27 protein-coding genes and 1 tRNA gene are annotated in these 26841 nt (G+C 71.5%); 13 read left to right on the top strand and 15 right to left on the bottom strand.

Annotated elements, in window-relative coordinates:
- The 3 genes from nuoL to nuoN are packed head-to-tail and all read left to right on the top strand — an operon-like array spanning position 1 to position 5224.
- Positions 1 to 2019 (top strand): NADH-quinone oxidoreductase subunit L, encoded by a 2019-nt coding sequence (gene nuoL / locus VZF99_RS01465; RefSeq protein WP_407335520.1) that lies wholly within the window; start codon positions 1 to 3, stop codon positions 2017 to 2019.
- Positions 2016 to 3590, top strand: coding sequence for an NADH-quinone oxidoreductase subunit M (locus tag VZF99_RS01460; protein WP_407335519.1), 1575 nt, complete (start codon positions 2016 to 2018; stop codon positions 3588 to 3590). The genes nuoL and VZF99_RS01460 overlap by 4 nt, the downstream gene beginning before the upstream one ends.
- Positions 3587 to 5224, top strand: coding sequence for an NADH-quinone oxidoreductase subunit NuoN (nuoN, locus tag VZF99_RS01455; protein WP_407335518.1), 1638 nt, complete (start codon positions 3587 to 3589; stop codon positions 5222 to 5224). Before VZF99_RS01460 ends, nuoN begins: the two co-directional genes overlap by 4 nt.
- Before the next feature lie 184 nt (positions 5225 to 5408).
- On the opposite strand, the gene VZF99_RS01450 is transcribed toward nuoN, so the two are convergent.
- Positions 5409 to 5765: a 4a-hydroxytetrahydrobiopterin dehydratase gene (locus tag VZF99_RS01450; RefSeq protein ID WP_407335517.1), complete on the bottom strand. Its 357-nt coding sequence runs from the start codon at positions 5763 to 5765 to the stop codon at positions 5409 to 5411.
- Positions 5766 to 5924: 159 nt separating this feature from the next.
- Here VZF99_RS01450 and gluQRS point away from each other — a divergent pair, with 159 nt between their 5' ends.
- The 3 genes from gluQRS to VZF99_RS01435 all read left to right on the top strand — a co-directional run bounded on the left by gluQRS (position 5925) and on the right by VZF99_RS01435 (position 8243).
- On the top strand, positions 5925 to 6848 hold the full coding sequence (gene gluQRS / locus VZF99_RS01445; RefSeq protein ID WP_407335516.1) for a tRNA glutamyl-Q(34) synthetase GluQRS: 924 nt from the start codon (positions 5925 to 5927) through the stop codon (positions 6846 to 6848).
- Between the two features lie 178 nt (positions 6849 to 7026).
- Positions 7027 to 7878, top strand: a complete 852-nt coding sequence (locus VZF99_RS01440; protein ID WP_374210718.1) for a queuosine precursor transporter — start codon at positions 7027 to 7029, stop codon at positions 7876 to 7878.
- Positions 7875 to 8243: a CHY zinc finger protein gene (locus VZF99_RS01435; RefSeq protein ID WP_407335515.1), complete on the top strand. Its 369-nt coding sequence runs from the start codon at positions 7875 to 7877 to the stop codon at positions 8241 to 8243. Before VZF99_RS01440 ends, VZF99_RS01435 begins: the two co-directional genes overlap by 4 nt.
- Here the strand turns inward: VZF99_RS01435 and VZF99_RS01430 are convergent.
- Positions 8240 to 8917: a hypothetical protein gene (locus VZF99_RS01430; RefSeq protein ID WP_407335514.1), complete on the bottom strand. Its 678-nt coding sequence runs from the start codon at positions 8915 to 8917 to the stop codon at positions 8240 to 8242. The two genes, VZF99_RS01435 and VZF99_RS01430, sit on opposite strands and share 4 nt — an antisense overlap.
- A 123-nt stretch (positions 8918 to 9040) precedes the next feature.
- Here VZF99_RS01430 and VZF99_RS01425 point away from each other — a divergent pair, with 123 nt between their 5' ends.
- Positions 9041 to 9736: an SIMPL domain-containing protein gene (locus VZF99_RS01425; RefSeq protein ID WP_407335513.1), complete on the top strand. Its 696-nt coding sequence runs from the start codon at positions 9041 to 9043 to the stop codon at positions 9734 to 9736.
- A gap of 63 nt (positions 9737 to 9799) precedes the next feature.
- Here VZF99_RS01425 and tgt read toward each other — a convergent pair whose 3' ends face one another.
- Positions 9800 to 11077 carry a tRNA guanosine(34) transglycosylase Tgt gene (tgt, locus tag VZF99_RS01420; protein WP_407335512.1) on the bottom strand — a complete coding sequence of 426 codons (1278 nt, stop codon included), beginning with the start codon at positions 11075 to 11077 and terminating at the stop codon, positions 9800 to 9802.
- 136 nt (positions 11078 to 11213) lie between these two features.
- On the opposite strand from tgt, the gene VZF99_RS01415 reads away from it, so the two are divergent.
- A complete protein-coding gene (locus VZF99_RS01415) occupies positions 11214 to 11819 on the top strand; it encodes a TetR/AcrR family transcriptional regulator (protein WP_120284922.1) in 606 nt (201 codons plus the stop codon).
- A 217-nt stretch (positions 11820 to 12036) separates the two neighbouring features.
- Here VZF99_RS01415 and VZF99_RS01410 read toward each other — a convergent pair.
- The 4 genes from VZF99_RS01410 to VZF99_RS01395 all read right to left on the bottom strand — a co-directional run bounded on the left by VZF99_RS01410 (position 12037) and on the right by VZF99_RS01395 (position 13586).
- A tRNA-Ser gene (locus VZF99_RS01410) sits at positions 12037 to 12127 on the bottom strand.
- A 74-nt stretch (positions 12128 to 12201) separates the two neighbouring features.
- On the bottom strand, positions 12202 to 12405 hold the full coding sequence (locus tag VZF99_RS01405) for a CsbD family protein (RefSeq protein ID WP_120284924.1): 204 nt from the start codon (positions 12403 to 12405) through the stop codon (positions 12202 to 12204).
- A gap of 144 nt (positions 12406 to 12549) precedes the next feature.
- The gene (locus VZF99_RS01400; RefSeq protein WP_407336158.1) at positions 12550 to 12987 is read right to left on the bottom strand and encodes a nucleoside deaminase; all 438 of its coding nucleotides are present in this window, start codon (positions 12985 to 12987) and stop codon (positions 12550 to 12552) included.
- A 71-nt stretch (positions 12988 to 13058) separates the two neighbouring features.
- The gene (locus VZF99_RS01395) at positions 13059 to 13586 is read right to left on the bottom strand and encodes a tRNA adenosine deaminase-associated protein (RefSeq protein WP_069388832.1); all 528 of its coding nucleotides are present in this window, start codon (positions 13584 to 13586) and stop codon (positions 13059 to 13061) included.
- A 36-nt stretch (positions 13587 to 13622) separates the two neighbouring features.
- On the opposite strand from VZF99_RS01395, the gene VZF99_RS01390 reads away from it, so the two are divergent.
- Positions 13623 to 14585 (top strand): prephenate dehydrogenase, encoded by a 963-nt coding sequence (locus tag VZF99_RS01390; protein ID WP_407335511.1) that lies wholly within the window; start codon positions 13623 to 13625, stop codon positions 14583 to 14585.
- Positions 14586 to 14605: 20 nt separating this feature from the next.
- On the opposite strand, the gene VZF99_RS01385 is transcribed toward VZF99_RS01390, so the two are convergent.
- From VZF99_RS01385 to VZF99_RS01375, 3 genes are all read right to left on the bottom strand, one after another.
- Positions 14606 to 15217: a putative glycolipid-binding domain-containing protein gene (locus VZF99_RS01385; protein ID WP_244200797.1), complete on the bottom strand. Its 612-nt coding sequence runs from the start codon at positions 15215 to 15217 to the stop codon at positions 14606 to 14608.
- Between the two features lie 179 nt (positions 15218 to 15396).
- Complete coding sequence (locus tag VZF99_RS01380; protein WP_407335510.1) at positions 15397 to 16782, bottom strand: cytochrome P450; 1386 nt, start codon at positions 16780 to 16782, stop codon at positions 15397 to 15399.
- Between the two features lie 4 nt (positions 16783 to 16786).
- Positions 16787 to 16933 (bottom strand): hypothetical protein, encoded by a 147-nt coding sequence (locus VZF99_RS01375; protein WP_167457853.1) that lies wholly within the window; start codon positions 16931 to 16933, stop codon positions 16787 to 16789.
- Here VZF99_RS01375 and VZF99_RS01370 point away from each other — a divergent pair.
- Positions 16932 to 17561 carry a hypothetical protein gene (locus tag VZF99_RS01370; RefSeq protein WP_120284933.1) on the top strand — a complete coding sequence of 210 codons (630 nt, stop codon included), beginning with the start codon at positions 16932 to 16934 and terminating at the stop codon, positions 17559 to 17561. The two genes, VZF99_RS01375 and VZF99_RS01370, sit on opposite strands and share 2 nt — an antisense overlap.
- 47 nt (positions 17562 to 17608) lie before the next feature.
- A complete protein-coding gene (locus tag VZF99_RS01365) occupies positions 17609 to 18169 on the top strand; it encodes a PGPGW domain-containing protein (RefSeq protein ID WP_154829315.1) in 561 nt (186 codons plus the stop codon).
- Here the strand turns inward: VZF99_RS01365 and VZF99_RS01360 are convergent.
- Entirely contained in the window at positions 18156 to 20597 is a 2442-nt protein-coding gene (locus VZF99_RS01360) for a glycoside hydrolase family 65 protein (RefSeq protein ID WP_407335509.1), read from the bottom strand. The two genes, VZF99_RS01365 and VZF99_RS01360, sit on opposite strands and share 14 nt — an antisense overlap.
- Positions 20598 to 20783: 186 nt before the next feature.
- Here VZF99_RS01360 and VZF99_RS01355 point away from each other — a divergent pair, with 186 nt between their 5' ends.
- Entirely contained in the window at positions 20784 to 21245 is a 462-nt protein-coding gene (locus VZF99_RS01355) for a hypothetical protein (protein WP_120285217.1), read from the top strand.
- On the opposite strand, the gene VZF99_RS01350 is transcribed toward VZF99_RS01355, so the two are convergent.
- The 3 genes from VZF99_RS01350 to VZF99_RS01340 are packed head-to-tail and all read right to left on the bottom strand — an operon-like array spanning position 21200 to position 25126.
- The gene (locus VZF99_RS01350; protein ID WP_407335508.1) at positions 21200 to 23233 is read right to left on the bottom strand and encodes a DUF2339 domain-containing protein; all 2034 of its coding nucleotides are present in this window, start codon (positions 23231 to 23233) and stop codon (positions 21200 to 21202) included. The genes VZF99_RS01355 and VZF99_RS01350 overlap by 46 nt on opposite strands.
- Before the next feature lie 40 nt (positions 23234 to 23273).
- Positions 23274 to 24278 carry an ADP-ribosylglycohydrolase family protein gene (locus VZF99_RS01345; RefSeq protein WP_407335507.1) on the bottom strand — a complete coding sequence of 335 codons (1005 nt, stop codon included), beginning with the start codon at positions 24276 to 24278 and terminating at the stop codon, positions 23274 to 23276.
- A complete protein-coding gene (locus tag VZF99_RS01340; RefSeq protein ID WP_407335506.1) occupies positions 24278 to 25126 on the bottom strand; it encodes a T3SS (YopN, CesT) and YbjN peptide-binding chaperone 1 in 849 nt (282 codons plus the stop codon). Before VZF99_RS01340 ends, VZF99_RS01345 begins: the two co-directional genes overlap by 1 nt.
- 70 nt (positions 25127 to 25196) lie before the next feature.
- Here VZF99_RS01340 and VZF99_RS01335 point away from each other — a divergent pair, with 70 nt between their 5' ends.
- Positions 25197 to 25889, top strand: a complete 693-nt coding sequence (locus tag VZF99_RS01335) for an NrtR DNA-binding winged helix domain-containing protein (RefSeq protein ID WP_407335505.1) — start codon at positions 25197 to 25199, stop codon at positions 25887 to 25889.
- Here the strand turns inward: VZF99_RS01335 and VZF99_RS01330 are convergent.
- Positions 25848 to 26792: a DMT family transporter gene (locus VZF99_RS01330; RefSeq protein ID WP_407335504.1), complete on the bottom strand. Its 945-nt coding sequence runs from the start codon at positions 26790 to 26792 to the stop codon at positions 25848 to 25850. The two genes, VZF99_RS01335 and VZF99_RS01330, sit on opposite strands and share 42 nt — an antisense overlap.
- Positions 26793 to 26841: the final 49 nt, after the last annotated feature.

The following is a 26841-nucleotide window of genomic DNA, read 5'->3' as shown; positions in this document are numbered from 1 at the left end:
ATGACGACGACCGTGACGACGACGACAACGACCGCAGCCGCCCTCGCCCCCGCCGTCGCCGGGTCCGCGCTCTGGCTCATCCCCGCACTGCCGCTGTTCGGCGCGGCGGTCCTGCTGCTGCTCGGTCGCCGCGCGGACGGGTGGGGCCACCTGCTCGGGTGCGCGACCGCGCTGGCCTCATTCGCGGTGGCGGTGTGGCAACTCGTCGCCATGACCGGCCGCGACGCCGGCGACCGCGCGGCGGGTCAGACCCTGTTCGAGTGGGTCTCGGTCGGGGAGTTCCAGCTGGACTTCGGCCTGCGCCTGGACGAGCTGTCCATGGTGTTCGTCCTGCTCGTCACGGGTGTCGGCCTGCTCATCCACGTGTACTCCATCGGCTACATGGCGGCCGACCCGGCGCGGCGCAAGTTCTTCGCCTACCTCAACCTGTTTCTCGCGGCGATGCTGCTGCTCGTGTCGGCGGACAACTTCCTCGGCCTCTACCTGGGCTGGGAGGGTGTCGGCCTGGTCTCCTACCTGCTCATCGGGTTCTGGCAGCACAAGCCGTCCGCCGCCACCGCGGCGAAGAAGGCGTTCGTCGTCAACCGCGTCGGCGACATCGGTCTGGGTGTGGCGTTGATGGTCATGGTCACCCAGCTGGGCACGCTGTCCTACGAGGGCGTGTTCTCGGCGATCGGCGGCGGGGCGGCCGGCGGCGGGGCGGCGGGGGCCGACGGCGGGGCGGTGAGCTCGGGGCTGGTCACCGCGCTCGGGCTGCTGTTGCTGCTGGGCGCGTGCGCCAAGTCCGCCCAGGTGCCGCTGCAGTCCTGGCTCGGCGACGCGATGGAGGGTCCCACCCCGGTGTCCGCCCTCATCCACGCCGCGACCATGGTCACCGCGGGCGTCTACCTCATCACCCGGTCCAACCCGATCTATGACGCGACCCCGACCGCGCGCGCCGCGGTGATCACGGTCGGCGCCGTGACGCTGCTGTTCGGTGCGGTCATCGGTTGCGCCAAGGACGACATCAAGAAAGTTCTCGCCGCCTCCACCATGAGCCAGGTCGGCTACATGGTCATGGCCGCCGGCTTCGGACCCGCCGGATACGCACTGGCGATCATGCACCTGCTCACCCACGGTTTCTTCAAGGCCGGACTGTTCCTCGGCGCCGGCTCGGTGATGCACGGGATGAACGACGAGGTCGACATGCGACGCTACGGCGCCCTACGCGCGGTCATGCCGGTCACCTTTGTCACCTTCGGACTCGGCTACCTGGCCATCATCGGCGTCCCACCGTTCGCCGGCTTCTACTCCAAAGAGGGCATCATCTCCGCGGCGTTCGACGTGGGCAGCGGGTCGGCTGCGGGTGCGGGCGCGTTCGGCTCAGGATCGGCGGTCGGCTACCTCCTCGGGGCGGTGGCCCTGCTCGGCGCGGGCCTGACCGCCTTCTACATGACCCGCGTGATGATCCTGATGTTCTTCGGTCCGCAGCGCTGGGCCGACGACGCCCACCCCCACGAGTCGCCGGCGATCATGACGGGGCCGATGATCGCGATCGCCGTGGGATCGGTGCTCTCCGGTCTGCTGCTGTCGCTCGGCGGGCGGCTTCAGGACTGGCTCGCCCCGGTCGTCGGAGAGCACCACCCGGAGCACGTCCTACCGGTGTGGCTGGTCACCGCCGCCTCCCTGGTCGTGGTGGCCGTCGGCATCGCCCTCGCCGTGCACCGCTACACCCGTAGTGAGGTCTCGGCCACCGCCCCCGCCGGCTCCGCGCTCACGCGGGCCGCCCGGCGCGACCTGTATGCCGACGACCTCAACGAGGCGGTGTTCATGCGACCCGGCCAGGCCCTGGTCGCGGGCACGGAGGTGATCGACCGGCGGGTCGTGGCCGGGGCGGCGACAGGCGTCGGCACCACCCTCGGCGCACTGTCCGCCCGGACGAGACTCCTGCAATCCGGACTCACCCGCTCCTACGCGCTGTACATGCTGATCGGCGCGGTTCTCGTTATCGCCGCGATGTTGGGTGGTGGCGTCCTGTGACCGGCCCCGGACTCCTCACCGCGCTGTGGCTCACGCCCCTGGTCGGCGCCCTCGTCGTCGTCGTCCTCCCTGCGAGCGCGCGCCGCGCGGCGAGGCCCCTCGCCCTGGTCACGTCCCTGGTCGTCCTGGGGGTGGCCGTCGCGCTGGCGGTCGGATTCGAGCCGGGCGGCGACACCCACCAGTTCGTCGAGTCGCGGCCGTGGATCCCCGCGTTCGGGGCGACGTACACACTCGGGATCGACGGCGTGGCGCTCGTGCTGGTCTTGCTCACCGCCGCGCTCATGCCGCTGCTGCTGCTGGCCGGGTGGCACGACACCGACGCGCCCGGTGTCGACGGCCCCGGCCCGGACGGCCGGCGCGCACAGTCCTACCCCGCGCTCATGCTGGCCACGCAGGGGCTCGCGCTGGTGGCGTTCACGAGCCTGGACGTGTTGCTGTTCTACGTCGCGTTCGAGGCCATGCTCATCCCGCTGTACTTTCTCATCGGGGGATTCGGAACAGGCGCGTTCGGGGACAGCGGCGCGGACCGGGCGCAGGCGGCCGTCCGGTTCCTCCTCTACAACCTGCTCGGCGGACTCGTCATGCTGGCCGCGGTGCTCGGGCTCTACATGTACACAGCCCGGGCCGGACTCGGGCCCGACGGCCGCGGCACCTTCGACTACCGCCTCATCACCGACGCCGTCGCCGACGGGCGACTGCAGATCCCGCCGGGCGCGATGCTGCTGCTGTTCGCCGGGTTCACGTTGGCCTTCGCGATCAAGGCCCCGCTGTGGCCGTTCCACACCTGGCTTCCCGGGGCCGCCGTCGCCGCGACGCCCGCCTCCGCGGTGCTCATGATGGCCGTGGTGGACAAGGTCGGCACCTTCGCGATGCTGCGGTACTCGCTGCCGCTGTTCCCCGAGGCAGCGGCGACCGCGGCGCCGGTGATGGTGACGCTCGCGGTGATCAGCATCGTCTACGGCGGCATCATGGCCATCGCCCAGACCGACCTCCTGCGCCTCATCGCGTACGCGTCGATCTCCCACTTCGGGTTCATCGTGCTGGGTGTGTTCGCCGCGACCGAGCAGTCGGCGACCGGCTCGACGCTGTACATGGTCAACCACGGCATCGCCACGGCCGCGCTGTTCCTCGTGGCCGGGTTCCTCGTCCGGCGGCACCGGATCCGCGAGATCGGCTACTTCGGCGGGGTGCAGCAGGCCGCGCCCGTGCTCGCCGGGGTGTTCCTCATCGCCGGGCTCGCGACGCTGTCACTGCCCGGGCTGGCCCCGTTCATCAGCGAGTTCCTGGTGTTCGTCGGCACGTTCGAGGTCTACCCCGTCGCCGCCGTACTCGCCACGTCCACCTTCGTCCTGGCGGCCGTCTACATCCTGTGGACCTACCAGCGGGTGATGGGCGGGCCCCTCGCGCCGGGATTGCGGTCCACGCCCGACCTGACGACCCGCGAGCGCGTCGTGCTGGCCCCGCTGGTCGTGGTGCTGATCGTGCTGGGCTTCTACCCGCAGCCGGCGCTCGACGTGATCGACCCGGCGGTCGCCGAGACCGTCGCCCACGTGGAAGGTGCCACCCGATGACCCCGGACATCGCCTACTCCTCGCTCCTGCCGCTGCTCGTGGTGCTCGGGACGGCGATCGTCTCGGTGCTCGTCGAGGCGTTCGCCCCCGCCCGACACCGCTATGCCGCGCAGCTGGTGCTGTACCTCGGCGGGCTCGTCGCGGCGCTGGTGACGGTGGTTCTGCTCGCCGGGACGCGGCTGGTGACGGCTGGCGGCGCCGTGGCCGTGGACGGGCCCGCGCTGTTCCTGCAGGGGGCGACGGTCCTCGTGGCGATCGGGGCGGGGGTGCTCATCGGGGAACGCTCCCGGGTGGGCGCGGCGGCCGGGGCCTCGTCGGGTTCGGTGGGCGCGTCGGCCACGGCCCGTCGCCCGGTGCTCGCGGGCTTCGCCCCGCAGGCCGCCCTGGCCCCGGGCGGCGACGCCGAACGCGAGGCCGAGCGCACGGGCGTCTCCCAGACCGAGGTCTTCCCGCTCGCACTGTTCGCCACGGGCGGGCTCATGTTGTTCCCCGCGGCCAACGACCTCATCACCGTGTTCATCGCGCTAGAGGTGCTGTCCCTGCCGCTGTATGTGATGTGTGGCATGGCCCGCCGGCGGCGGCTCCTCTCCCAGGAGGCCGCGGTGAAGTACTTCCTGCTGGGGTCCTTCTCCTCGGCGATCTTCGCCTACGGCGCCGCGCTGATCTACGGGTACGCCGGAACCGTCGAATTCGGCGGCATCGCAGCAGTGGTCGCCGCCGAGGGCGGCAGCTCGCTGGCGCTGATCGGCGTGGCGATGATGTCGGTGGGCCTGCTGTTCAAGGTCGGGGCCGTGCCGTTCCACACCTGGACCCCCGACGTCTACCAGGGCGCGCCCACCTCGATCACGGCGTTCATGGCCGCCGGGACCAAACTCGCCGCGTTCGGTGCGATCCTGCGGTTCTTCCACACCGCCGTCCCCCGCCTCGAGGACGACTGGGCGCCCGTGCTCTGGGTGATCGCGGCGTTGACGATGATTGTCGGCACGGTCGTCGGAGTCACGCAGAACGACGTCAAACGCCTGCTGGCCTACTCCTCCGTCGCGCACGCCGGATTCCTGCTCACCGGGGTGCTCGGCCCTCCGGCGGCCGGTACCTCCGCCGTGCTGTTCTACCTCGCGGCGTACGCGGTGAGCACCGTCGGCGTGTTCGCGGTGGCCGGGCTGGTCCGCGCGCCCGACGGCGCCGAGATCACCGACCTGCAGGCCTGGGCCGGGCTCGGCCGACGTCAGCCACTGGTGTCGGGCGCGTTCGCACTGCTTCTGCTCGCACTCGCGGGCATCCCGCTGACCAGCGGGTTCATCGCCAAGTTCGCGGTGTTCTCCGCAGCCGTTGCCGGCGGCGCGGTGAGCCTCGTGGTGATCGGCGTGCTCACGAGCGCGATCGCTGCCTCGTTCTACGTCCGCGTGATCGTGGTGATGTTCTTCCGCGATGCGGGCGACGGCTCAGCAGGCGCCGGATCCGGGCGGTTCAGCTCCGCTGGGTCGGGCTCCGCTGGCGCCGGCGAGGTGGCGTTCGCGCGCAGGCCCGTCACGTACGCGGTCGTCGGCGTCGCGGTCGTGGTGACGATCCTGCTGGGGATCGTGCCGCAGCCACTGCTCGACCTGGCCACCGCGGCGGCCGCGTTCGCGGGGTAGGAGTTCGCGGAGAGGAGGCCGAGTTGGCGGAGTTCGCGGGGTAAACAGCCATCCGGCCGTCAGTAGCCGCGTCGACAAGAGTCTTTCACCCGTATCGGTCGAGTAGCAGTGCACGAAACGCTCTTCTCGACGACTGCCGCCCGCTGCCTGCCGCCCGCCGCGCCCTCGGAGCCCGCCGCGCCCCCTACTCCCCCACGCCCAGCGGGGTGGCGTCGAACTCCCCGGACAGCGCGGACACCGACCGAGCAAGCCGGAGGTCGCGCTGGGTGACGCCGTCGACGTCGTGGCTGCGGAGGTCGAGGGTGACCTCGTCGTAGCTCCACAGCAGGTCGGGGTGGTGGTCCTGCGAGTTCGCGGCCTGCCCGATCGCGGCGACGAGGTTGATCGCGGCCTGCGGGGTCTCGCACACGGCCGTGTAGGTCAACGACCCTTCCGAGAAGGCCCAGCCGGGCAGGTCGGCGAGACCTTCGGCGATCTGCTCCTCGGTCAGGCGGCTGTTGTCGTCGGCGGCGGGGCGGGCGTTGTCGGCGTCTGCGCTCATGCCGTCCAGTCTGGCACCTCGCGGCGCACCCGGCACGCCCGCCGGGGCGCGGGAACTCATCGCCGCGCCCGCTGCTTCCCGCCGGCGCGCGGGCGCTCACCGCCGCACCCGGCGCTTCCCGCCACGTCGGCCACCGGTCGCGCCGCCTACCCTGTTGGAGTGGAATCCCCCGCCAGCCCTCTGACCCCCGGCGCCGGCCGGTACGCACCCAGCCCGTCGGGCGACCTGCACCTGGGCAATCTGCGCACGGCGGTGGCGGCGTGGGTGCTGGCCCGCGATTCGGGCCGGGCGTTCCGGATGCGCGTCGACGATCTCGACGCCGCCCGAGCGCGCCCCGGCGTGGCCGAGCGTCAGCTGGCGGACCTGGCGGCGATCGGCCTCGACTGGGACGGCGAGATCATGTGGGAGTCCGAGCGGACGCACGCCTACGCTGCGGCGGCGAACCAGCTGTCCGACCAGGGCCTGGTCTACGAGTGCTACTGCTCGCGCCGCGAGATCGCCGAGGCCCCGCGCGCACCGCACTCCCCGCCCGGGTCGTACCCCGGCACGTGCCGTGTCCTGCCGGAGGCGGAGCGGGAGCGTCGCCGGGAGGCGCTCGGCCCGGGGCGGGTGCCTGCGCTGCGACTGCGCGCGACGGTCGACGAGCTGACGATCACCGACGGCGTCCACGGGCCGTACACGGGCGTCGTCGACGACGTCGTCCTGCGCCGCGGTGACGGCGTGTGGGCGTACAACCTCGCGGTCGTCGTCGATGATGCCGAGCAGGGCGTCGACCAGGTCGTGCGCGGCGAGGACCTGCTCTCCTCCACTCCCCGCCAGGCCCATCTGGCCGACCTGCTGGGGCTGCCGCACCCGGAGTACGTGCACGTGCCGCTCGCGGTCAACGCCGCCGGTGAGCGTCTGGCCAAGCGGGACGGCGCGGTGACCCTGGCCGATCTGGCGCAGGAGGGGACGACGACGAGGGCCGCGGTCGCCAGTATCGTGGCCTCCCTCGGTGGGCCGGAGGGCGCGGACTCGATCGAGGCGCTGCATGGAGTGGTGACCACCGAGTCCTTGCGGGCCGGCCCCTGGGTGGTGGCCTGATCGGCCGACGCGCGCCCAGCCCGGCCCTCCCGCCTCATCGACAAGAGCGTTCCGCGCAGACCCACTCGCACAACGCGTGCGGAAGCGACTTGTCGATCAACGGTGACGCGGCGCGACGCGACCTATTCGACAGGCAGGGATTCGGCATCGCGGCGGGCGGCGCGGATAATCGTCGTTCGTGACCACTTCCTCGCAGAATCCCGACCAGCTGGGGACTGGGCGGCCGGACGGGAACACTCCCGAGCCGGCGCCCAGTACCCCTTCTACCGCGTCCGCCGCCTCCGCCGGTCTCCCCGGCCGCGCCGTGTTCGCCACCGTCGCCAGCCCGTACTACGGCTATCTCATCGCCTTGTTCGTCGGCGTGATGCTCATCAGCAACGTCACCGGAACCAAGGGCGTCCTCCTCTTCCCCGACCTGAGCTTCGAACTCGGGTTCCTCTCGATGGACGGGCTCGTCACCGACGGCGCCTTCCTGCTCTTCCCGCTGGCCTACGTGCTCGGCGACGTGATCAGTGAGGTGTACGGCTTCAAGGCGATGCGCCGCGTCGTGCTCTCCGGTTTCGCCGTGCTGGCGCTGGCCGCGTTGAGCTTCAGCCTGACCGTGCAGTTGCCGCCGGCCGACTTCTACGAGAACCAGGATGCGTTCGAGGCCGTCGCCGGGGTCATCCCGCAGTTCTTCCTCGCCGGCCTGGCCGGGTACGTCGTCGGCGAGCTGCTCAACTCCTACGTCCTGGTGTGGATGAAGCGCCGCACCGGTGAGCGGAGCCTGTGGGCGCGGCTCCTGGGGTCGACCGTGGTGGGCCAGCTCGCCGACACGCTGGTGTTCTGCACGATCGCGGCCCCGGCGCTGGGCATGGTGCTCGGCTCGGGCGACTACTGGAACTACGTCGTCATCGGTTTCGTCTGGAAGACCCTCGTCGAGGCGGTCCTGCTGCCGGTGACCTACGTGGTGATCGCGTGGATCAAGAAGCGCGAGCCCAGCTATCAGGCCGCCCTGTCGGGTTCCGCCCTGTCACACTCGGCGGTATGACTTCCGCTGACCGGGACGCAGACGAAGGGCGCGATGCCGCTCGACCTGCCGCGGTGGCGGTGCTGGGGGCGACGGTCGACGACCAGACCAGGTGCGTCCACTACCACGGCCCGTTGGACGTCATCGCGATCCGCTTCCACTGTTGCGGCGAGTTCTATCCCTGTTTCCGCTGCCACGCCGACGCCACCGACCATGCGCTGTCGGTGTGGCCGCGGGACGAGTTCGACACCGATGCCCTGCTCTGTGGCGCGTGCCGGACCACGCTGACGATCAGCGAGTACCAGGCCGTCGACGCCTGCCCGGCCTGCGGCACGGCGTTCAACCCGGGCTGCTCGCTGCACTACCCGCTCTACTTCGAGTCCTAGGTCGAGTTCAACGGCGCGCGAAACTCCTCGACCATGCGTGCTGCCAGGACCAGGTGAGCCCGGATCACGCCCGCGAGTTCGTTCTCGATGCGTTCTCGGGGCAGGTCCCGAGCTCTGGCCCCCTCCGGCAACCTGTCAGCCACCCGTTGTAACCCGTCGTTGTGGACCCCGCCGCATCGCTGTCTCCACGGGTCGGAGAGCACGTCGAGGATCGATGCCCGGAGCGTCGCGAATGCCACTGGGTCCGCCCCGTACGCGGCTCTGTAGATCCCAGTCGCCACCGAGACCCGGGGCTCCTCCTCCTCTAGTTCGGCGATCAGTTCGTCGTCTTCGTCGAAGTACGCCGCCTCGCACAGATCCTTCTCCTCCTCGAACTCTTCTACACCTTGCTCGAGCACCCCGGAGAGAATCTGGTCGGCGGCCACCAGCTGTGGCCACCTAACCATGAGCTCGACGAACTCCAGATCCGCCATTCTGCTGATCAGTCGCCGAACCGCGGCGTCATCCCCGGCCAGCGCCTTTCGAAGCGCCTTCTCCGCGAGGTTGAACGCGGCGGTCTGCCACGTCTCACTCTTTTCTGAGCTATCGCGTACCGGACTGTGCAGGAGGACGCCCAACGGCGAGCGCCTCTCGAGGTCGTCGTGGGGGTGATCGTTTCTGGTCTGGTTCGTCATGCGCGCAGCGTCGCACGCAGCACCGACACCTACGAGTCGCCTCGGTCGTGCGGAGCTCATCCGCTGGTCGACCAAGACCGACGCGTAGGCCCGCCTATGTCGGTTCCTGCGTCATAGTGACGTATGGCCTCACCCCGCGTACCCGCCGCACTCGCACTCCTCACCGCCGCACTGCTCCTGGCGGGTTGCTCGGGTCAGAGTGAGGATCCGCGGGTCATCAGCACGCAGGGAACCGGCATCGTCACCGGTTCTCCCGATACCGTCACCATCGTGCTCGGCGTCGAGACCCGGGCAACTGACGCCAGCACAGCGCTGACCGACAACGCGGAACGCGCCCGATCCCTTATCGAGACCATCAAGGCCCAGGGCGTCGAAGAGGAGGACATCGCCACCAAGAACCTGTCGGTGCAGCCCAATTTCCTGCCCAGCGGCAGCATCGACGGATACATCGTCACGAACCAGGTGACGGCGACCTTGCGCGACGTCGACAGGAGTGGCGATCTCATCGATGCAGCGGCGGGCGCCGCCGGCGACGCGATCCGGGTTCAGCAGTTGACGTTCTCCATTGACGACGACAGCGACCTCAGGGCCCAGGCCCGGGCGCAGGCGGTCACGCGAGCTGAAGAACAGGCCCAACAGATCGCCGAGGCGGCCGGGGCGGAGTTGGGGGCGGTGCAGTCGATCACCGAGGTACCGGAGACCGAAGCGACTCCGTTTCCGGTCTCGAGGTCGTTGGCAGACGGCGCAGCTTCGACGCCGATCGAGGCCGGTAGCCAGGACCTCACTGTGTCCGTCTCCGTGACCTACGAGATCAACTAGCTGATCCCGCCGCCGGATACGGGCGGCCGGGCGCCCTGGCCGCGCGGCCAGGGCGGCCAGGGATCAGCGTCCCGAGTAGTACCGCCCCAGGAACTGTTCCTTGTAGTCGACGTACTCGTCGGGCCCGGCCGCCATCGCCGCGCGCACCTCGTCGACCAGCCGCACCACAAAGGCGAGGTTGTGCAGGGTGAGCAGGGTGGAGCCGAGGAACTCCTTGGCCTTGAACAGATGATGCAGGTAGGCACGGCTGTACTCGCGCGACACCTCGGACGGGCCCTCGGGGTCGAGCGGGGTGTGGTCGTGGCGGAACTGGGCGCGGGTGATGTTGACCCGCCCGTCCAGGGTGTAGATCCCGCCGTGGCGGGCGAGTCGGGTCGGCGCGACGCAGTCGAAGGTGTCGGCGCCGTTCTCTACGGCGGTGAAGATGTCGTCGGGCTCGCTGATCCCCAGCAGGTGCCTCGGCCGGTCCTCGGGCAGTTCCTCGGTGCACCAGCCGACGATCGTTCCGAGGTTCTCCTTCTCCAGCGCGCCGCCGATCCCGTAGCCCCCGAAGCCTCGTCGCCCCTCGGCCTCGGCGCGCTCGCTCATCTCCACGAGCCCGCGCACGGCCTGCCGCCGCAAATCCTCGAACTGCGCACCCTGGATCACGCCCCACAGTGACTGCCCCGGCCGGTGCCCCCGCTCCTGCGACAGCCGCTCGTGCTCGTCGAGGCAGCGCTGCGCCCACCGCCGGGTCCGCTCCACCGAACTCTCCTGGTACTTCCGCGTGTTCATCAGCGTGGTGAGCTCGTCGAACGCGAACAGGATATCGGCGCCCAGCGAGTGCTGGATCCGCATGGACACCTCGGGCGAGAAGCGGTGCCGCGAGCCGTCGAGGTGCGAGGTGAAGGTGACACCGTCCTCGTCGACCTTCGCCAGCCGCCCCTGCCCCTTGTTGGTGGCCTTGTCGTCGGGCTTGGCACCGGCCGACATCTCGATGACCTTCTTGAACCCCACCCCCAGGCTCATCACCTGGAAGCCGCCCGAGTCGGTGTAGGTGGGCCCGGGCCAGCGCATGAACTCCCCCAGCCCGCCGGCGGCGTCGATGACCTCGTGGCCGGGCTGCAGGTACAGGTGGTACGCGTTGGCCAGGACCGCCTGGGCGCCGGTGGAGCGGACCTGCTCGGGGGTCAGCGTCTTGACGGTGGCCTTGGTGCCGACGGGGATGAACGCCGGGGTGGCGATGTCGCCGTGCGGGGTGTGGATGACGCCCGTCCGCCCGCCGGCCGTCCCGTCGAGGACCATCCGCTCGCCCACGTCGAAGGTGGTCGCGCGGGTGGTGGGCGTGTCGTTGTCCGGCATCACTCCATCGTGGCATGGCGGTCGCGGATTGCGGACGTGACCCTAAGATGGAGAGGTACGTCGGCACGGGGGGCGTAGTCGTCGGCGTCGGGGGGCGCGACGTGCGCGCCCGAGAGTACGACGACGAGGTGGGGCGATGACCACATCAGGTGGCCGTAGGCTCTCCAAGCACGAGCGCCGTTCACAGCTGATCGTGTTGGGGATCCGTCTGCTGGAGACCGTGCCTTTCCACGCCCTGTCGCTGGACGACGTGGCCGAGCGGGCCGGGGTGTCCCGCAGCCTGCTCTTCCATTACTTCCCCACCAAGCTGGACTACCTCACGGCGGTCGTGCGGGCGGCGGCCGACCACGTGCTGTCGCTGACCGAGATCCCGGTGGGCGCGCACGCCGAGGACAGCACACGCGCGATCATCACGGCACTGGTGCGCTACATCCAGCGGCGTCGCGACAACTACGTGGCGGTCCTGCGTTCGGGCCGCGCGGTGGATCCGGTGCTGGAGAAGGTCGTCGACGGCATGCACCGCACGATCAGTCTGCGGATCCTCGACAGCCTCGGGGTGCACGACCCGGACCCCCTGGCACTCGCTCTCACGCGGGCGTGGCTGGCCGGCACCGAGGAGTTGGCCCTGCTGGGCGAGGAGTCGGGTCTGCCGCAGGACACCGTGATCGATGCGGCGCTGTCGACCCTAAACTCGGTCGTGACACTGCCGGACTTCGTCGAGGACTCCTCCGGCCACCCCTGAGAGCGGGGCTCGCCTGCGCCCGCTCCTGCCCCACACACAGCCGCCCGTCGCCATGGCGTCTCGCACCCACCGCGGGGCAGGCGAGACGCCATCGTCAGGGGCGGCTGGCGCGGGGGCGGCTGCCGAGGGGGCGGCCAGGCGCGGGAACGGCTGCCACGGGCGAGGGGGTGGAATGGCGAGAGCCCCGGACCTCTCTCGAGATCCGGGGCTCTCCCCGTGGCGGTGGCGGTGGGATTTGAACCCACGGTTGGGGGTTACCCAACACAGCATTTCGAGTGCTGCACCTTCGGCCGCTCGGACACGCCACCGCCGATTAGGCTACTTCACCAGTGGCCCCGGACGAAAATCGCCAGGCCAGAGGCGAGAAGTCAGCTGCGGCAACTCACTTGTCGTTGCCGGTGAGCTTGCTCGCGGCCTCGTTGGCCTTGTCCTTGAGCTTCTCGGCACCCTGCTTGATGCCGGCCTCGCCCTGGTCGGCCTGGCCCTCGGCCTGCAGGTCACGGTTTCCCGTCGCGGCGCCGGCCGACTCCTTGGCGCGGCCGCCCAGCTCCTCGGCCTTATTCGAGAACTTGTCTCCCACTCCCATGTGGTGCTCCTCTCGATCGCGGCGCCGGGGTCCGGCACCTCTCACGACCCACGGTACGGAGATGCCGGGCCGGCCTCCACCGCGAGCGGGTCACGATCGGGTCACCGACGGGCTCCCCCGCCGTGGACCCCGGCACAGCCGTCGTCATCGACGAGCGCGGAAGAAACCCTCCAGGACGGCCGCACACTCGTCCTCGAGCACACCACCTCGCACCTCTGGACGGTGCACCAGACGTCGGTCGCGGACGACGTCCCACAGCGACCCGCACGCCCCGGTGCGAGGCTCCCAGGCACCGAAGACGATGCGGCCGACCCGCGCCGCGACCGCCGCCCCCGCGCACATCGTGCAGGGCTCCAGGGTCACCACGAGAGTGCAGTCCTCCAGCCGCCAACCGTCGCCCAGGACCCGCGCGGCCTCGCGGAGCGCGATCACCTCGGCGTGCGCGAACGGGTCACCGTCGGCCTCCCGCCGATTGGTGGCGGCGGCCAACTCACGACCGTCGGGGCCCAGCACCAGCGCGCCGACGGGCACGTCCTCGGCCGGGGTACCGACCGCCACGGCCAGAGCGCGCCTCACCAGCATCTCGTCGGCCACCCGCGCGGAGCCCCGGTGTTCGGGGTGCGCCGATCCGGGATGCGCCGGACCTGCCGGGCTCACGAGTCGGGCTGGTGCCGCTCGAACTCGTCGCCGAAGCCCATCCGCTCGGCCACCGACTGCAGCTGCTCGTCGGCGTAGAGGTCGGTCTCGGAGACGATGATCTCCAACACCCCGGCGGGCAGGCCCATGTCGTCGAGGATCGCCATGTCGCCCTCGCCCCACGGGTCGGTCTGCTCGAGCTCCTCGTCGGTCATGTCGGGCACGTCCACGTTGAGCTCGTCGAGCACATCCGCGGCGAGGTCGTAGTCCAGCGACGCGGTCGCGTCCGAGAGCATGAGCCGCATCCCGGACGGGCCCGGGCGCAGGATCACGAAGAACTCGTGGTCCACGTCGACCAACCCGAACGACGGCCCCTCCGCGCGCAGCGACCGGACCTGCCGGGCGGCGTCGTCGAGACTGGTGAGGGCGGCGTCGTCCAGACGGGTGACCTGCCAGGAACCGCCGTCCTGGACCACCCCGAGTGCGATGCCGGTGACCGAGTCGTCGTCGGAGTCGCGGGAGAGTCGGTCGGAGCTGCTGGGCATGGGCTCAACCGTAGTCTGCTGTGAGAACCTTGTCAGGTGACGGTGACGGCGGACGTGTGCGTGCTCGGGGTCGGCCTGATCGGCGGCTCGCTCCTGCGGGCCCTCGGCCCCGATCGGGCCTTCGGCTGGAACCGCTCCCCCGCCGGCGCCGAGGCCGCCACCGCCGCCGGTTTCGACGTCACCACGGATCTGCCCACCACACTCCGCCGGGCCGCGGAGGCGGATGCCCTCGTCGTCGTCGGCGTCCCCCTCCCCGCCCTTGAGTCGGTTCTGGGCGCGGTGGCCGAGCACGCACCCACCGTCGCCCTCACCGACGTGATCAGCGTCAAGGGCCCCGTGCTGGAGGCGGTACGACGTCACGGACTGGGGGCGCGGTTCGTCGGCGGGCACCCCATGGCCGGCACCGCCCACTCCGGCTGGGACGCAGGCGACCCCGACCTGTTCCGCGGCGCCACGTGGCTCGTCGCGGCCGACGACGACGCCGACCCCGACACCTGGGGACGGGTGGCGCGACTCGCGCTGGACACCGGCGCACGGGTGGTCTCGGCGACCTCCGCCGACCACGACGCGGCCGTCGCCCGGATCTCCCACCTGGGGCACGTGCTGGCCGAGGCGCTCGCGCTGGCGGGCGGCCGGGGCGGGGACCTCGCGCTCTCGTTGGCGGCAGGGTCGTTCCGCGACGGCACCCGCGTCGCCGGGACCGCGCCCGATCTGGTGCGCGCCATCTGCGAACCCAACCGGGACGCGCTGCTGGACGTGCTGGACGAATGCCTCGCCGACCTCGCGGCCGCGCGGGCGTCGCTGACAGAGCGGGGAACGCTGGGGCCGCTCGTCGACGACGGCCACCGCGCGCGGCGCGCCTACGAGGACGCGCAGGCCGATCGCACCGGCGGCGATCTCCGACCGGCGGAGGTCACGCCGGGGGCGGCCGGGTGGCTCGAGGCGCTCCGCGAGGCGGGCGCCGCGGGCAGGGCGGTCAGGCTCGCCGACAGGCTCTGAAAGGCCCGGCGGCAGGCCGTTCAGGCCCGGCGGCTGAGCCCCGGCACGTCGATGATCACGCCGTCGGCGTCGACCGTCGCGCTGGTCGACGCCGTGGCGGTGATGCCGTGGACCTGCTCGTCGTCGCTGGAGAGGGTGACCGTGTCCTCGGTGACGTCGAGCGTCATGGAATCCACCGACAACACCCGCACGTCCTCGGAACCCGGCTGCGCGTGCAGACCCAGGCGACGGATCATGACGCTGGCGAAGAACACGCTGTAGGTGATGTCCACGTCCACCACGCCGTCGCCGCCCACGCGGGAGCGGGTCCCGGAGGAGTCCTCGAGCAGCCAGGCCCCCTCGTCGTCGCAGACCAGGTCGATCGTGCGCTCGTGCTCCTCCGTGGTGAGGGTCAGCCACACCCGGCGCAGGGTCGTGTCGGCGCCGAGTTGAGCCTCGTACTCCACGGTGAAGGCGGGGTTGTCCGGGCCGGCGGCGGCGACGATCCGACCGCGGGCGCGGGTGGAATCACCCTTGGGGACGACCCTGACCTGCTCGATCAGTCTGCCGTTCTCGGATATCCACGTGTACATACGGGTGACCGAGGCGCGGTGCGCTTCGGGCTGCCGCGGGGACGTCTCTGAAGCGTTCACAGCCTCCACGGTAGGAAAATCTCCACCGAAACGCACATCTGAGTCCCGTCAACCTCCTGCCCACCACCCGTCACACAGGCGGATCCGGCCCCCGGGCGGTCCTGAAGCGGACCGGACGGCCCTGAGGAGGAACTGAGGGCCCACGGAGCGCTGCGGGCCCGCAGGCCCGCAGGCCGGGCTCAGCGCCGCCGCAGGTCCACCCGCGCACGGCGCCACGGGTACAGGGTGACGTTGCGGGACCGCGGCCACTCGCGACCGCTGCCCACCGGCTCCAGGCGATACCGCTCCAGCACCTGCCGCAGGATGACCTGGCCCTCCATCATCGCGAACGACGCCCCGATGCAGCGGCGCGCGCCACCGCCGAACGGCAGCCACTCGGTCGGCGTGGGCACCTCGCCGAGGAACCTCCCCGGGTCGAACTCACGGGGCCCGGCGTAGGTGGCCGCGGCGCGGTGGGCAAGGACGATCGACGGCGAGATCGTCACCCCCCGGGGATAGGTCCGCCCGCCGACGGTGGCCGGCTCCTGCAGCTCCCTCATCACCATCGGCACCACCGGATGCAACCGAAGGACCTCCTTGAGCACGGCGTCGAGATACTCCGACCCGCGCTCGGTGATCTCGGCCACACACCTGTCCTGGACCCGCGGGTGGCGGGCCAGTTCCAGCATCGACCACGCCATCGCGGTGGCCGTGGTCTCGTGCCCGGCCGCCACGAGAGTCATGAGCTGGTCACGCAGCTCCTGGTCCGACAGTCCCTGCGCGTCGGCCGCCGAGGCGCGGACCAGCAACGCCAGGAGGTCCCGCCGCTCGGAGAGGGCCGGGTCCAGGCGGGCCGCGGAGATCTCCTCACCGAGGAACTCGTGGATGGTCTCGAGGTCCCGCACCTCCCGGCTCCACGGCCACCGCCGGCGCAGCGCGGGGATCCCCAGGCCGATCATCACCACCGGGCCGGCATCGACCGCCCGGGCGACGATCGGCCGCATCCGGTCCAGGCGCGCCGAGTCCGTCACCCCGAAGACCACCCGCAGGATCACCTCGAGCGTCAGCTGGTTGAGCAGCACGTGGGCGCGGACGCGGCCCGACCGCGGCCAGTGGTCCAGCTGTTCGCGGGTGACCTCCTCGACGAGCGTGCGGTAGCCGTCGATCTCGCGCCGCCCGAACGCCGGCGCCAGCAGCCGCCGGGCGCGCGCGTGCTCGTCACCGTCCTGGAGGAGCAGGGAGTGCTCGCCCAGGAGGGGACGGAGCAGGTCGTTGCCCTTGCCGGCGTGGAAGACCGACGGCGAGCCGGCGAACACGTCCTTGATCTGCGCGGGCTCGGACACCGCGACGACCTTGCGTCCGGCGGGCATGAGATCAAGCGTGAACGGCACCCCGTAGCGCCGGGCCGCCGCCGGGAAGACGACGGCGGGAGCCGACAGGGCGAGCACCGCCTGCAGGATCCTCGGAAGCCGGGGGCCGGGCGGGAGCCCGTCCCGCCCGATCCCGGCCTGCGTGGTCGGGCCGGGGCCCGCGTGACCGTGTGCCGGGCCGGGGCCCGCGTGACCGTGTGTCGCCTCGCTGCGCATGCGCTCACCGTACGAGTCGGCACGCCCCCGCCGCAGCGGGATCGGTGATGCCCGGCGCCCGCCGGCGCACCCCTGCGTCACCCGCGGGTGGCCGGACGTTCACCGGTATCGCCACCTCGTCGTCGTCGATCAGGTCTAGCGTGGTCCACATGGCCGTGCTCCCCGTGGACCTGGACTCGACGCCCGACGACATCGCCTCCCTCCTCGCCGTGGACGCCGCCGTCCGCGCGGCGGTGGGCCTCGACCACCACGTGCCCGCCGCCGGCGCCCTGCACTGGTCGGGGGACGAGGGGATGTGGATGGCGTTGCTACGGCCGGGGCCGGGGCGCGCACTCCTCGCCGGCTGGCACCACGAGTTCTCGCTCACCGAGGGCAGCGGCAACGCCGGGGAGGCCGGCACCGACCTGGTGGGTGACGCCCCGGGCTGGTGGCGCCGCGGCGTCGAACACGCCCGCACCCACGACGCGTGCCTGGGCTTCCTGTACGGGTGGGACGGGTCACGGTGGTGGCGACTGGACCAGCCCACCGACGACGGCTTCGACCCCGAACTGTTCCCGGTGACGCGGGCCGCCCTGCGCGACATCGTCGACGAGCTGGCCGACGACACCCTGCTCGACGCCCCCGACCCCGATGCCGTGGAGGCACTGCTCACCGCCGGGTCCGCCCTCACCGCCGTCGAGCTCGGCGCGGTGCTCCACGCCCCCGACGGCTGGCCCGAGGTCGACCTCGACGCCGGCGCCCGGGCCGCCCGGGAGTTCCGCTCCGCGGTCCCCGCCTGATCCCCCTCCGGCACCGCACCCCGCCCCATTTCTGTAACCATGGTCCGGTGAAGAGACTCGGCTACGTGGCGGTGAGACGCCTCGCGCTCGAGATCATCGGGTGGACGCTCATCGTTCTCGGCATCGCCGCACTGTTCCTCCCGGGTCCCGGGCTCCTCATGCTGTTCGCCGGGACGGTGGTGCTCTCGCGGCAGTACGAGTGGTTCGACCGGCGACTGCTGTCGATCAAGCGCGTCGCCATGGAGGGCGCCTCCCGCGGGGTCCAGTCGTGGCCCAAGATCGCCGGGTCACTGCTCGGCGTGGCCTGGCTGATCGGCCTGGGGATCTTCTGGGGGATCGGCTCGACGGTGCCGACCTGGTGGCCGCTGTCGGCCGACCTCTGGCTGATCGGCGGCTGGGGCACCGGCGGCACCCTCGTCTTCTCGGGCCTCGTCGGGCTGGCGCTGCTCGTCTACGCACTGCGTCGGTTCCGCGGCAGCCCGTACGACCACGAGGCGGAGGTGGTGCACGACCACCAGCGCCGCGAGGAGCGGCGCCGGGCGCGGGCCGCGCGGCGGCACGCCCACGCGGCGGCGCGCCGCGCCGATCCGGGCGTCACTCCAGGCTGAACCTCTCCTCGCCGCCCACCTCGACCATCCGCTGCTCGCCCCGCACGCACACGCACACCGGGGTCGCGTCGATCACGCCGTCGCGGTGACGGATCACCACCTCGTCCCGCATCACCGTCACCGTGAGCGGCGAGCGCAGGTAGGTCATGTTGAACGAGACCCCGTCGATTCCTCCGGGCAGATTCGGGTCGAACTGCAGCATCCCGCCCTCGACCCGCATCCCGGCGTAGAAGCGCTGCACGAGGTCGACCGTGCCGGACATGACCCCCATGTGGATGCCCTCGCGGGTCGTCCCGCCCTGGATGTCGTGCACGTCGCTGCCCAGCGCGACCTTGAACCGTTCCCAGGAACTGTCCGGGTCGAAGCGTGCGAGGACGCCCGCGTGGGTGATGTACGACAGGGTCGACCCGTGGGAGGTGCGGCGGTCGTAGTACTCGATGGTGCGCCGCGCGGCGTCGTCGGGGAACTCGTACCCGAGACGCCCGAACACCCGTCGCAGCTCCTCGTCACTGAACAGGAAGAACAGCATCACCGCGTCGGCCTGTTTGGCCAGTTTGTACCGGTCCGGGGTGTCGCCCTCGGCCTTGAGGATCCGGTCGAGCCGCTGGATGTTGCCGTACCTGGCGCGGTATCCCTCCCAGTCCAGCTCCTCCAGCTCCTCGTAGCCCTCGAACTGGCTGATGATCCCGTCGTGGAACGGGACGAACATCTTTCGGCTCATGTCCTTCCACCGGGCGATCTCCTCGTCGCGCAGTTCGAGCCGGGCACGGACGGCACCGGCCTGGGGTGCCGGCAGCAGGTCGAGCAGGTGGGCGGCGATGTCGCAGATCCACGCCACGAAGACGTTGGTGTAGGCGTTGTTGCGCACTCCGCCCTCGGACGCGCCCGGGTACTTCTCGTGGTACTCGTCCGGCCCCATCACGCCGTGGATCTCGTACCGCTGCCGCTCGGGCGAGTAGTGCGCGATGGATGACCAGAACCGCGCGATGCCGAGCATCATCTCCGCGCCCCGGAACTCGAGGAACATCGTGTCCTCGGTGAGGGTGACGTACTGCCAGACGTTGTAGAAGATCGCGGCGCTGACGTGGCGTTGGTTGTGCGACAGATCGATGTCCCACCGCCCGGACATCGGGTTGAGGTGGAGTTCCTGGGTCTGCTCCGTGCCGAGCGATCCGCTCTGCCACGGGAACATGAACCCCTCGTACCCGGCGGACGCCGCCGCCACCCGCGCCTCGGACTGCCTCCGGTAGCGGTACATGAGCAGGCTGCGGGTCACGGCCGGGAGCCGGAAGGTCAGGAACGGGAAGACGAACAGTTCGTCCCAGAACACGTGGCCCCGATAGGCCTCGCCGTTGATCCCGCGGGCGGGCACGCCGGCGTCGAGGTCGGAAGTGTTGTGCGAGCACGTCTGCAGGATGTGGCTGACGTGGACCCGCAGCAGGTGCTGGGCCTCGTCGTCGCCGAACACGTGGAGGTCGCACGCCTGCCACAGCCGTTCCCACGACTCGCGGTGGTGCGCGTACGCCGCCTCGAACGGGCGAGAGCGCGACGCCGACCGGGACGCGCGCAGGAGCGTGTCCCCCGTGGCCGGGTCACGGGAGGTGAACAGGGCGACCGATTTCTCGATCGTCGTGGGGACGTCGCGCTCCAGTTCCACGTGGAGGGTCTGCTGGATGTAGTCCGCCGTCCGGAAGTCGGAGCGGGGCACCTCGCGTTCCCGGCCGCCGGTCGAGACGAGGGTCCGCGCCGCGACGCCGACGTTCACCTCGGACTGCCGGGTGCGCACCTTGAGCGCCATCATCTCGGGCTGCGGGAACACCGTGCTGCCCGGCCGGAGGTGGTCGCTCTCGAGTTGCCGGTAGCGGGGCACTCCGTCGTTGGTGACGCGCCCGTCGAGCGCGCTCACCACCTCCGCCTGACCGGACCAGTTCAGCGGCGTGATCGTCCACTCGAGGTAGGCGTGGTGCATGCTGGCCATCGACGCGAACCGTCGGCTCACCAGCTCGGTCTCCCGCCCCTCCCTGTCACGGAACCGAATCTGGCGGGTCATCAGCGCCGAGCGCAGGTCCACCCGGTGGCGGTACTCGAGGATCTGCACCTCCGAGAGCCGTAGTACCTCGGCGCCGCCGATGCGCAGCTTGAGCGGCAGCCAGTTGGGGAGGTTGACCAGGTCCTCGTTGTGCACCGGCACGCCGCCGAGCATGGTGGTCGCGCGGTTGTAGAGGCCGTGCACGTAGGTGCCCGGGTAGTGGACCCCGTCGTTCTCCTCCCACTCGGCGGCGCCGCGGGTGGACATGTACCCGTTGCCGGTCGAGGTGAGCGTCTCGCGCAGGCCCTCCTCACCGGGGTCGAACCCGTCATAGGACAGCGAGAAGGCGTCGTCCCGTCCGCCCGGGGAGCCTGCACGTCCGGTCTGTGAGGTGGTCACACGCCCGACACTAACCAGTCCGTCCGCCTCTCGGCGGCGGTCCGGCCGGACGGCTCGGCGAGATCGTCATCCCGACGAGACCCGCCCCGCACGGGTCTGCGATATGATCTACGTCACAGTCGGGACGGTTCGGGGCCGCGCCGCGATCCCCTCTTGTCGACCGTCTCCGTCGAACAGGGGTTCATCATGACCGTTCAACTCATCGAGATCACCGAGGACGTCGCCGACCGGCTCCAGATCCTCACCACACCGACGGCCTGCCAGGTCGGCGATGCGCGCATGATCATCATCGATCTGCTCGGTTCCGGGCCGTCGTGGCCGTTGTCCGTTCTGATCAACCACGTCTGCACCGCCTACGAGGCGCCGGACGGCGAGCGCCTCATGGTCGACCTTCGTAACCGCGAGGACCTCGCGGATGACGTGTTGCGTGACGAGCCGGCGTTGAAACACGTGCGCTGGGTCCGCGCCACGCGGATGGCACTGCGCGAGCTGACCGACGCCGACGAGGTGGTCTGGAGCATGCCCTCCGACGACCCGGATGAGGTCGACCACCCGGAGGTCGAGGTACTGATGTCCGGTGCGCAGCCGCGCGCCTTCCGCGTCTACGTCGGCGATCCGCTGCCCGACGGCTCGGTCTCCTTGCGGTAGCGGACGGCCACCGCGAGCATCACCGCGCCGACGGCGATGAACGACAACACGCGGAACAGTCCCGGCAGGGTGGCCAGGTCGAGCAGGAGCAACTTCGCCAGCGCGAGGGAGCCCAGGACGAACCCGAGTCGACGCGCATCGGCGACGCGCGGGTTCGCGGTGAGGACGAGCCAGGCTGCGCAGCAGATCCACAGCACCGTCACCACCAGGTGTGCGGCGAGGAACCCGTTCCGCGCCACCCCGGTGAGGTCGCCGATCACGACGCCCGCCGCGACCACCATCACCGAGAATGCCGCCAGGGCAACGACGGCTCCCACCATCATCACGCGCGTCGCCTCACGGGGCAGGCGGCGGCGCGCCCACCACGTCACGGCGACCGCCAGCACCGTGATGGCGAACGCGGAGACCACGTCCCAGTAGGTGAACTCGCGGACCGCGAGCCGGTCGCTCAGCGCGAGGTGCGGCCGGTTGACGGCCGCGTAGACGAGCACGGCGATCACGGAGGCGGCCACGGCCACCAGGTCCACCCAGCGTCGTCCCCACAGGCCGGCGGCCACGACGTAGGCCAGGGCGCTCAGGGTCAGCGCGAAGCCGGTGAGCTCGCGCCCTCCCAGTTCCACCCATGTCAATAGCAGCAGCGCGCTCCCGACGAATCCCGTCACCGCCGCGAGCAGCACGTGCGCCCTGTCGCGGCCGGTGCGGCCGGCGAGAACCGCGACGGCGAGGTAGGCGGCGGCGAGGATCAGTCCGACGGGCCAGCCGGGCCGGAGGGGGTGGGTGGCCGGCAGGAGGGCGAGGGGCAGGGCGGCGGGGACGACGACGAGGGCGGCATTCTCGAGTGCCGGGCGACGGTGGGCGGTGTCATACCAGGCCACCCCTGCGCCCACGGCGGCGAAGACGAGCGCGGTCGCGATGAGTGCGATCTGTTCGCCGCGGCTGTGGAGCGCGGCCTGCGAGAGGTAGCCGGCCAGCAGGAACCCGGGTAGGACGGACCACACCACGCGGACGGCCGCCCCGAGTTCGGCGGCGAGTACCGCGGTGGCGATGCCGACGATCGCGACGAAGATCGGCAGTTCGACGCCGGTGGAGATGAGCGGTGCCAGGAGCATCGTGCCGGCCGAGACCAGGCAGGCCAGCAGTCCGGAGGACCAGCGCCCCGCGAGTGCCATCCCCCCGAGGGCGAGCCCGCCCACGAACATGTACGCGGCCGGGACGGGGATCCACAGGTAGAGCGTGGTGCTGGCGATGACGTCGAGCATCGCCGCGGCCAGGCCCGTGCCGACCAGGGCCAGTGCGCCGGGGTTGACCGGGGTGCTGGTCGGGTCGGCGGCGGCCCGGGGGTCGGTGTGGGCCGCGGGGTCGGTGGTGGCGGATTCGTGGCGGGACTGCAGCCGCAGGCCGAGTCCGACGAGCACCACCGCCAGGACCGCGGCGGCGATGACGCGCGCGATCGGCGGGAAGAGCCCGGCCTGGATGGCAACGACCAGTAGGAACGCGATGCCGGCGAGCATGACCGATCCGCCGATCGCGGCGATGACGGTGGCGGCGGTGACGCGGGGCCTCCGTCGCGGCACCTCTCGCGACGCCGGCTCCGCGGGCTGCTGCCACGGCCGGTCGGACTGCTGCGCCGGCCGGTCGGGGTGCGCCCGGCCCCCGGGCGGCGCGGGTGCCACGTACTGCCCGGGGGGTTCGTACTGTCCGGGTGGCCGCCAGGGCCCGCCGCGGTGTGCCGGGGCGGGCGCCGACTGCGAGGGGGCGCCAGCCGGGGCCGGCGTTACCAGATGCGGCGCCCCCTGAGTCGGCGCGCCCGCACGCCACGGCGACTCCCCCTGCGACTCCGCCGGCGACTGTCCGGCCACCGCCGGACCGGACTGCCGGGCGAGTGCCGACAACCCGGCCCGGACCTCCGCGACCTCTGCGGTGACGCGTCCGAGCCGGGCGTCGAGGTCGGCGAGGGCGCGCTGCAGGTCGGACTGCTGGGGATTCACCCCTGCATCATCTACCGCACGGGCTCCGCCGTCCACGGGCTCATCGGCGCGTGTCCCGCCCCGCGACGGTGCCGACGTCACCGACAGCGGCGGCGGCGTGCGCGAGCTCGACCAGGTCCTCCCCCGTCAACCCCGGGTAGCCGTGGCAGATGTCCCGCCACTGCGCCGGCACGGCCGACGCACCCCAGCGCGCGCCCAGCAGGCCCCCGGCGATGGCGGCGACCGTATCGGTGTCGCCTCCGATCCCGATCGCCGTGACCAGTGTGTCGGCGAGGTGCCGCCCGGGATCTGCGGCGGGGATCGGCGTGTGGTGGATCGCCGACCACGCCGACTGCAGGGCGGTCACCACCCAGCCGTTGCGGCGGAACCGTTCGGGCGGCCCCTGCTCGGCCTCGTCGATGCAGGCCTCCCAGTAGTCCCGGTCCGGCCCGTCGAGGTGCGCCAGTCCGCCGCGGAGGTCCAGAACCTGCTCCCGCACGGCGCGGTCGATGGCCGACGACCACAGGACGCACGCCTGGGCGGTGCGCGGATCGGAGTGGGTCAGGTCGCTCACGCCCGTGGCGGCCCGGACAATCGCCCCGGTGTCGCCGAGGTGGGCCAGGGCGACGGGCGCGGTGCGCATGAGGGAACCGTTGCCGGCGGAGTGGTGGCTCCGTCTGAAGTGCTCCTCGGCCGCCTCCCGCGCGGCGGCGGCCGTCGGCGCCGGACCCGCGGCCCGCAGGACCGCGGCGGTCTGGTTGCCGATGTCCGGCGGGCCGGAGTCGTACCACCACCTGAAGTTGCGGGTGACCTCCGAGAGCGCCTCGTCCGTGAGCAGGCCCCCACCCCGGGCGGCCACGTCGAGCACGCACCACGCCATGGACGTGTCGTCGGTCCACTGTCCGGGCGCGAACCCGCCCAGTCCGCCGCCGATCATCCGCGGCCCCTCGGGACCGAGCGGCGCGGAGCCGTACTCGTATCCGGCGCCGAGAGCGTCCCCCACGGCGGTACCGAGCATCACCCCGGCGACCCGGTCGTCCCACCCCCGGTCTCCACTGCCCGTCATCACGCCACCTTCCCTCCGAGCCGGTACGCCAGCTCATCCCGGTTCTGTTCGAGGTCCTTCGCGAACGCGCGGAGCATGCCCTCGATGTTGTCCGCCGAGAGCGGGCGCGCGGGGAGGGTGATCCGCTGGAACACGTCGCGCCCGCTGAGGTACCAGGTGCTCCACATCCCCTTGCTGTTGAGCAGATCCACCTCGACCGCGGTGTTGCGACGGCTGTACACGCCGCGGACCACGAGGGCCCAGGCCTGGACCAGCCCGCCGTCGGGGCTGAAGATGACGAACACCGTGGTGCCGGCGACGGTGAAATACACGTCGCCGTCGTCGTCGACGCCCGGCTCCTGCCCGAACATCCTCCCCACCGCCTCCACGACCACCGGACGCAGGGCGTCCGGACCACCGCGGACCCCGCTGTCGGTGCGGCCGTCCGGCCCACCCGGCGCGTCCGCGTCCGCGAGCCCCAGGGACTCCGCCAACTCGGCTGCTCCTCGTCCGCTCGCGCGGGCCGTGAACAGCTGGGGGTGCGGCAACCGCAGGTCCTCGCGCGCCACGCGGACGATCGCGTCCGCCAGTGCGAACGCCCCGTCGGCGCCGGCGCTGGCCACGACCTCCTCGGCCGCCGTGCTGCCGGCGATCCCGCGGGTGACCCACATGAATCCCCGACCACGGTCCGACCGGACGACGAGCTGCTGGCTCCACCCCTCCGGCCCGGGCGGGGCCACCAGCGCCAGCGCGCCGCCGTCCCCGACAGCACCGATCCGCAGGATCAGCGTGTCCAGGAACACGCCCCATGCGCACTCGGTGGCCTCGCCGCCGACCCCGTCCATGCCGTCGTCTCGTCGACTTCCCATGACCCCTCCACTCCATTAGCACTCCAGGCGCGCTAAACATTAGCACGCCAATCGCGCTAAAGTGAAGGCCGTGTCCGATCTCGATAAGTTCCCCCGGCCCGCCGTGGCCGTGGACCTGGCGATTCTCACCGTGACAGGGGCCGGCGGCACCGACCCCGAGCTGCGGGTATTCACGCAATCACGCCGGAATCCGGACGGTCGCGCGCTCCCGGGCGCGTTCCTGCGCGAGCGGACGACCGTCACCGAGACCGCGGACCACGTACTCCGCGAGAAGGTCCGGATCGCGCCACACGAGACCATCCGTCCGCGTCTGCTGCGGCTCTTCGACGACCCGGAGCGCGACGAGCGGACGTGGGCCGTCTCCGCCGCCCACGCGCTCCCCCTGCCCGAATCCGCGCTGACGGGAGCGAACGGCGAACTCACCCGGGTCACCGCGGACGGCCGACTCGACGGCATCGACTCACTGCTGTTCGACCACGACGCGATCGTCGACGCCGCGATCCGCGACGTCCGCGAGCGCTACGAGATCCGCCTGCGCTACGTCGACGTGGGCCCCGACCCCGACGGCTTCCTGGCCGAACCGTTCACGCTGCTCCAGCTGCGTCGCGTGCACGAGGCCGTGATCGGCGAGGAGCTGCACAAGGACAACTTCGCGCGCCGGATGCGACCGCACCTGGAACCCGTCCTGGACGACGACGGTGAGGTGGCGCTGTCCACGGCCCTACGCGGTCGCCCGGCCGCGCTCTTCCGGCGCGCGCGCTGAGGCGTCCCGCGCCGCCCGCGACCGCAGCACCAGGGTCACGCCGACCGCACTGATCGCCATGCCGACCACGGCCGGGAGGGTGATCGGGACACCGAACATGAGCCACACCCAAACCATGGTCGTGGGCGGGGTGAGGTAGAGCAGCACGCTCGCGACTGTGGCGCCGCGGGTGCGGGTGACAAAGACGAAGAGGACGTACCCACACAGGGTGGACAGGAACACCAACCAGGCCACCGCCGCCCAGAAGTCGGGTTCGGCCACGGGCGCCGCCTGGCCGGTCACCAGAGCCGCGGTCATCAGGGTGACCCCCGCGACGACGGACTGCATGGTGATCGACTGCAGCAGCGTCTCGGTGGGCCGCAGCCGCTGCGTGAGAACCGTGCCCGTGGCCAGACTGAGCATGCCCGCCGCCGGGAACAGGTACGCCCACCACGGGGCGGCGCCCGCGTCGAGACCGCCGGAGACCACCACCACGACGCCCGCCATCCCCAGCACCATGCCGACCCACATGCCGGCCGTCGTGCGCTCGCCGAGGACCCTGCCCGCCACCGTCGCCACCAGCAGTGGCTGGAGCGCGGCGATGAGCGCCGCGGTGCCGCCGTCGACGCCCCGGGAGACCCCCTCGAAGATCATGAACAGGAAGAACGCCTGACTGAACAGGCCCAACACCGCCTGCCGCGTCCACGCCGCGCGATCGTTCAACCGCACCCCCAGCACGAGGCAGACGGTCACCAACAGCACGCCGAGGATCGAGAACCGCCAGCCCAGCAGCTGCAGCGGGGTCCCGTCGGCCCGGATCCCGAGTTCCGCGCCGACATAGCCCGAGCTCCACATGAGCACCAGGGCCACCGACGCCAGATGGCCCGCGTTGCGGCGGAGCGCCTCTCGCGCGGGCTGAGACATCGGCACAGCCTACGAAGCGGCCGACCTCGTCGTCGTCGTACTCTCGCGT

The sequence above is a fragment of the Dietzia kunjamensis genome (assembly GCF_045689975.1).
In the GTDB taxonomy this organism is placed as follows: Bacteria; Actinomycetota; Actinomycetes; order Mycobacteriales; family Mycobacteriaceae; genus Dietzia; species Dietzia kunjamensis.
This window is presented reverse-complemented; position numbering and strand designations above follow the sequence as displayed.

Coding starts and splice junctions, on each gene's coding strand:
- VZF99_RS01400 (WP_407336158.1), bottom strand. CDS start 12,987: ATGCTGGTGAGGCGCGCTCTGGCCGTGGCGGTCGGTACCCCGGCCGAG.
- VZF99_RS01425 (WP_407335513.1), top strand. CDS start 9,041: ATGGCCTCACCCCGCGTACCCGCCGCACTCGCACTCCTCACCGCCGCA.
- nuoL (WP_407335520.1), top strand. CDS start 1: ATGACGACGACCGTGACGACGACGACAACGACCGCAGCCGCCCTCGCC.
- VZF99_RS01370 (WP_120284933.1), top strand. CDS start 16,932: ATGGCCGTGCTCCCCGTGGACCTGGACTCGACGCCCGACGACATCGCC.
- VZF99_RS01415 (WP_120284922.1), top strand. CDS start 11,214: ATGACCACATCAGGTGGCCGTAGGCTCTCCAAGCACGAGCGCCGTTCA.
- VZF99_RS01340 (WP_407335506.1), bottom strand. CDS start 25,126: ATGGGAAGTCGACGAGACGACGGCATGGACGGGGTCGGCGGCGAGGCC.
- VZF99_RS01345 (WP_407335507.1), bottom strand. CDS start 24,278: ATGACGGGCAGTGGAGACCGGGGGTGGGACGACCGGGTCGCCGGGGTG.
- VZF99_RS01405 (WP_120284924.1), bottom strand. CDS start 12,405: ATGGGAGTGGGAGACAAGTTCTCGAATAAGGCCGAGGAGCTGGGCGGC.
- VZF99_RS01395 (WP_069388832.1), bottom strand. CDS start 13,586: ATGCCCAGCAGCTCCGACCGACTCTCCCGCGACTCCGACGACGACTCG.
- VZF99_RS01435 (WP_407335515.1), top strand. CDS start 7,875: ATGACTTCCGCTGACCGGGACGCAGACGAAGGGCGCGATGCCGCTCGA.
- VZF99_RS01450 (WP_407335517.1), bottom strand. CDS start 5,765: ATGAGCGCAGACGCCGACAACGCCCGCCCCGCCGCCGACGACAACAGC.
- VZF99_RS01355 (WP_120285217.1), top strand. CDS start 20,784: ATGACCGTTCAACTCATCGAGATCACCGAGGACGTCGCCGACCGGCTC.
- VZF99_RS01380 (WP_407335510.1), bottom strand. CDS start 16,782: ATGCGCAGCGAGGCGACACACGGTCACGCGGGCCCCGGCCCGGCACAC.
- tgt (WP_407335512.1), bottom strand. CDS start 11,077: ATGCCGGACAACGACACGCCCACCACCCGCGCGACCACCTTCGACGTG.
- nuoN (WP_407335518.1), top strand. CDS start 3,587: ATGACCCCGGACATCGCCTACTCCTCGCTCCTGCCGCTGCTCGTGGTG.
- VZF99_RS01430 (WP_407335514.1), bottom strand. CDS start 8,917: ATGACGAACCAGACCAGAAACGATCACCCCCACGACGACCTCGAGAGG.
- VZF99_RS01375 (WP_167457853.1), bottom strand. CDS start 16,933: ATGTGGACCACGCTAGACCTGATCGACGACGACGAGGTGGCGATACCG.
- VZF99_RS01330 (WP_407335504.1), bottom strand. CDS start 26,792: ATGTCTCAGCCCGCGCGAGAGGCGCTCCGCCGCAACGCGGGCCATCTG.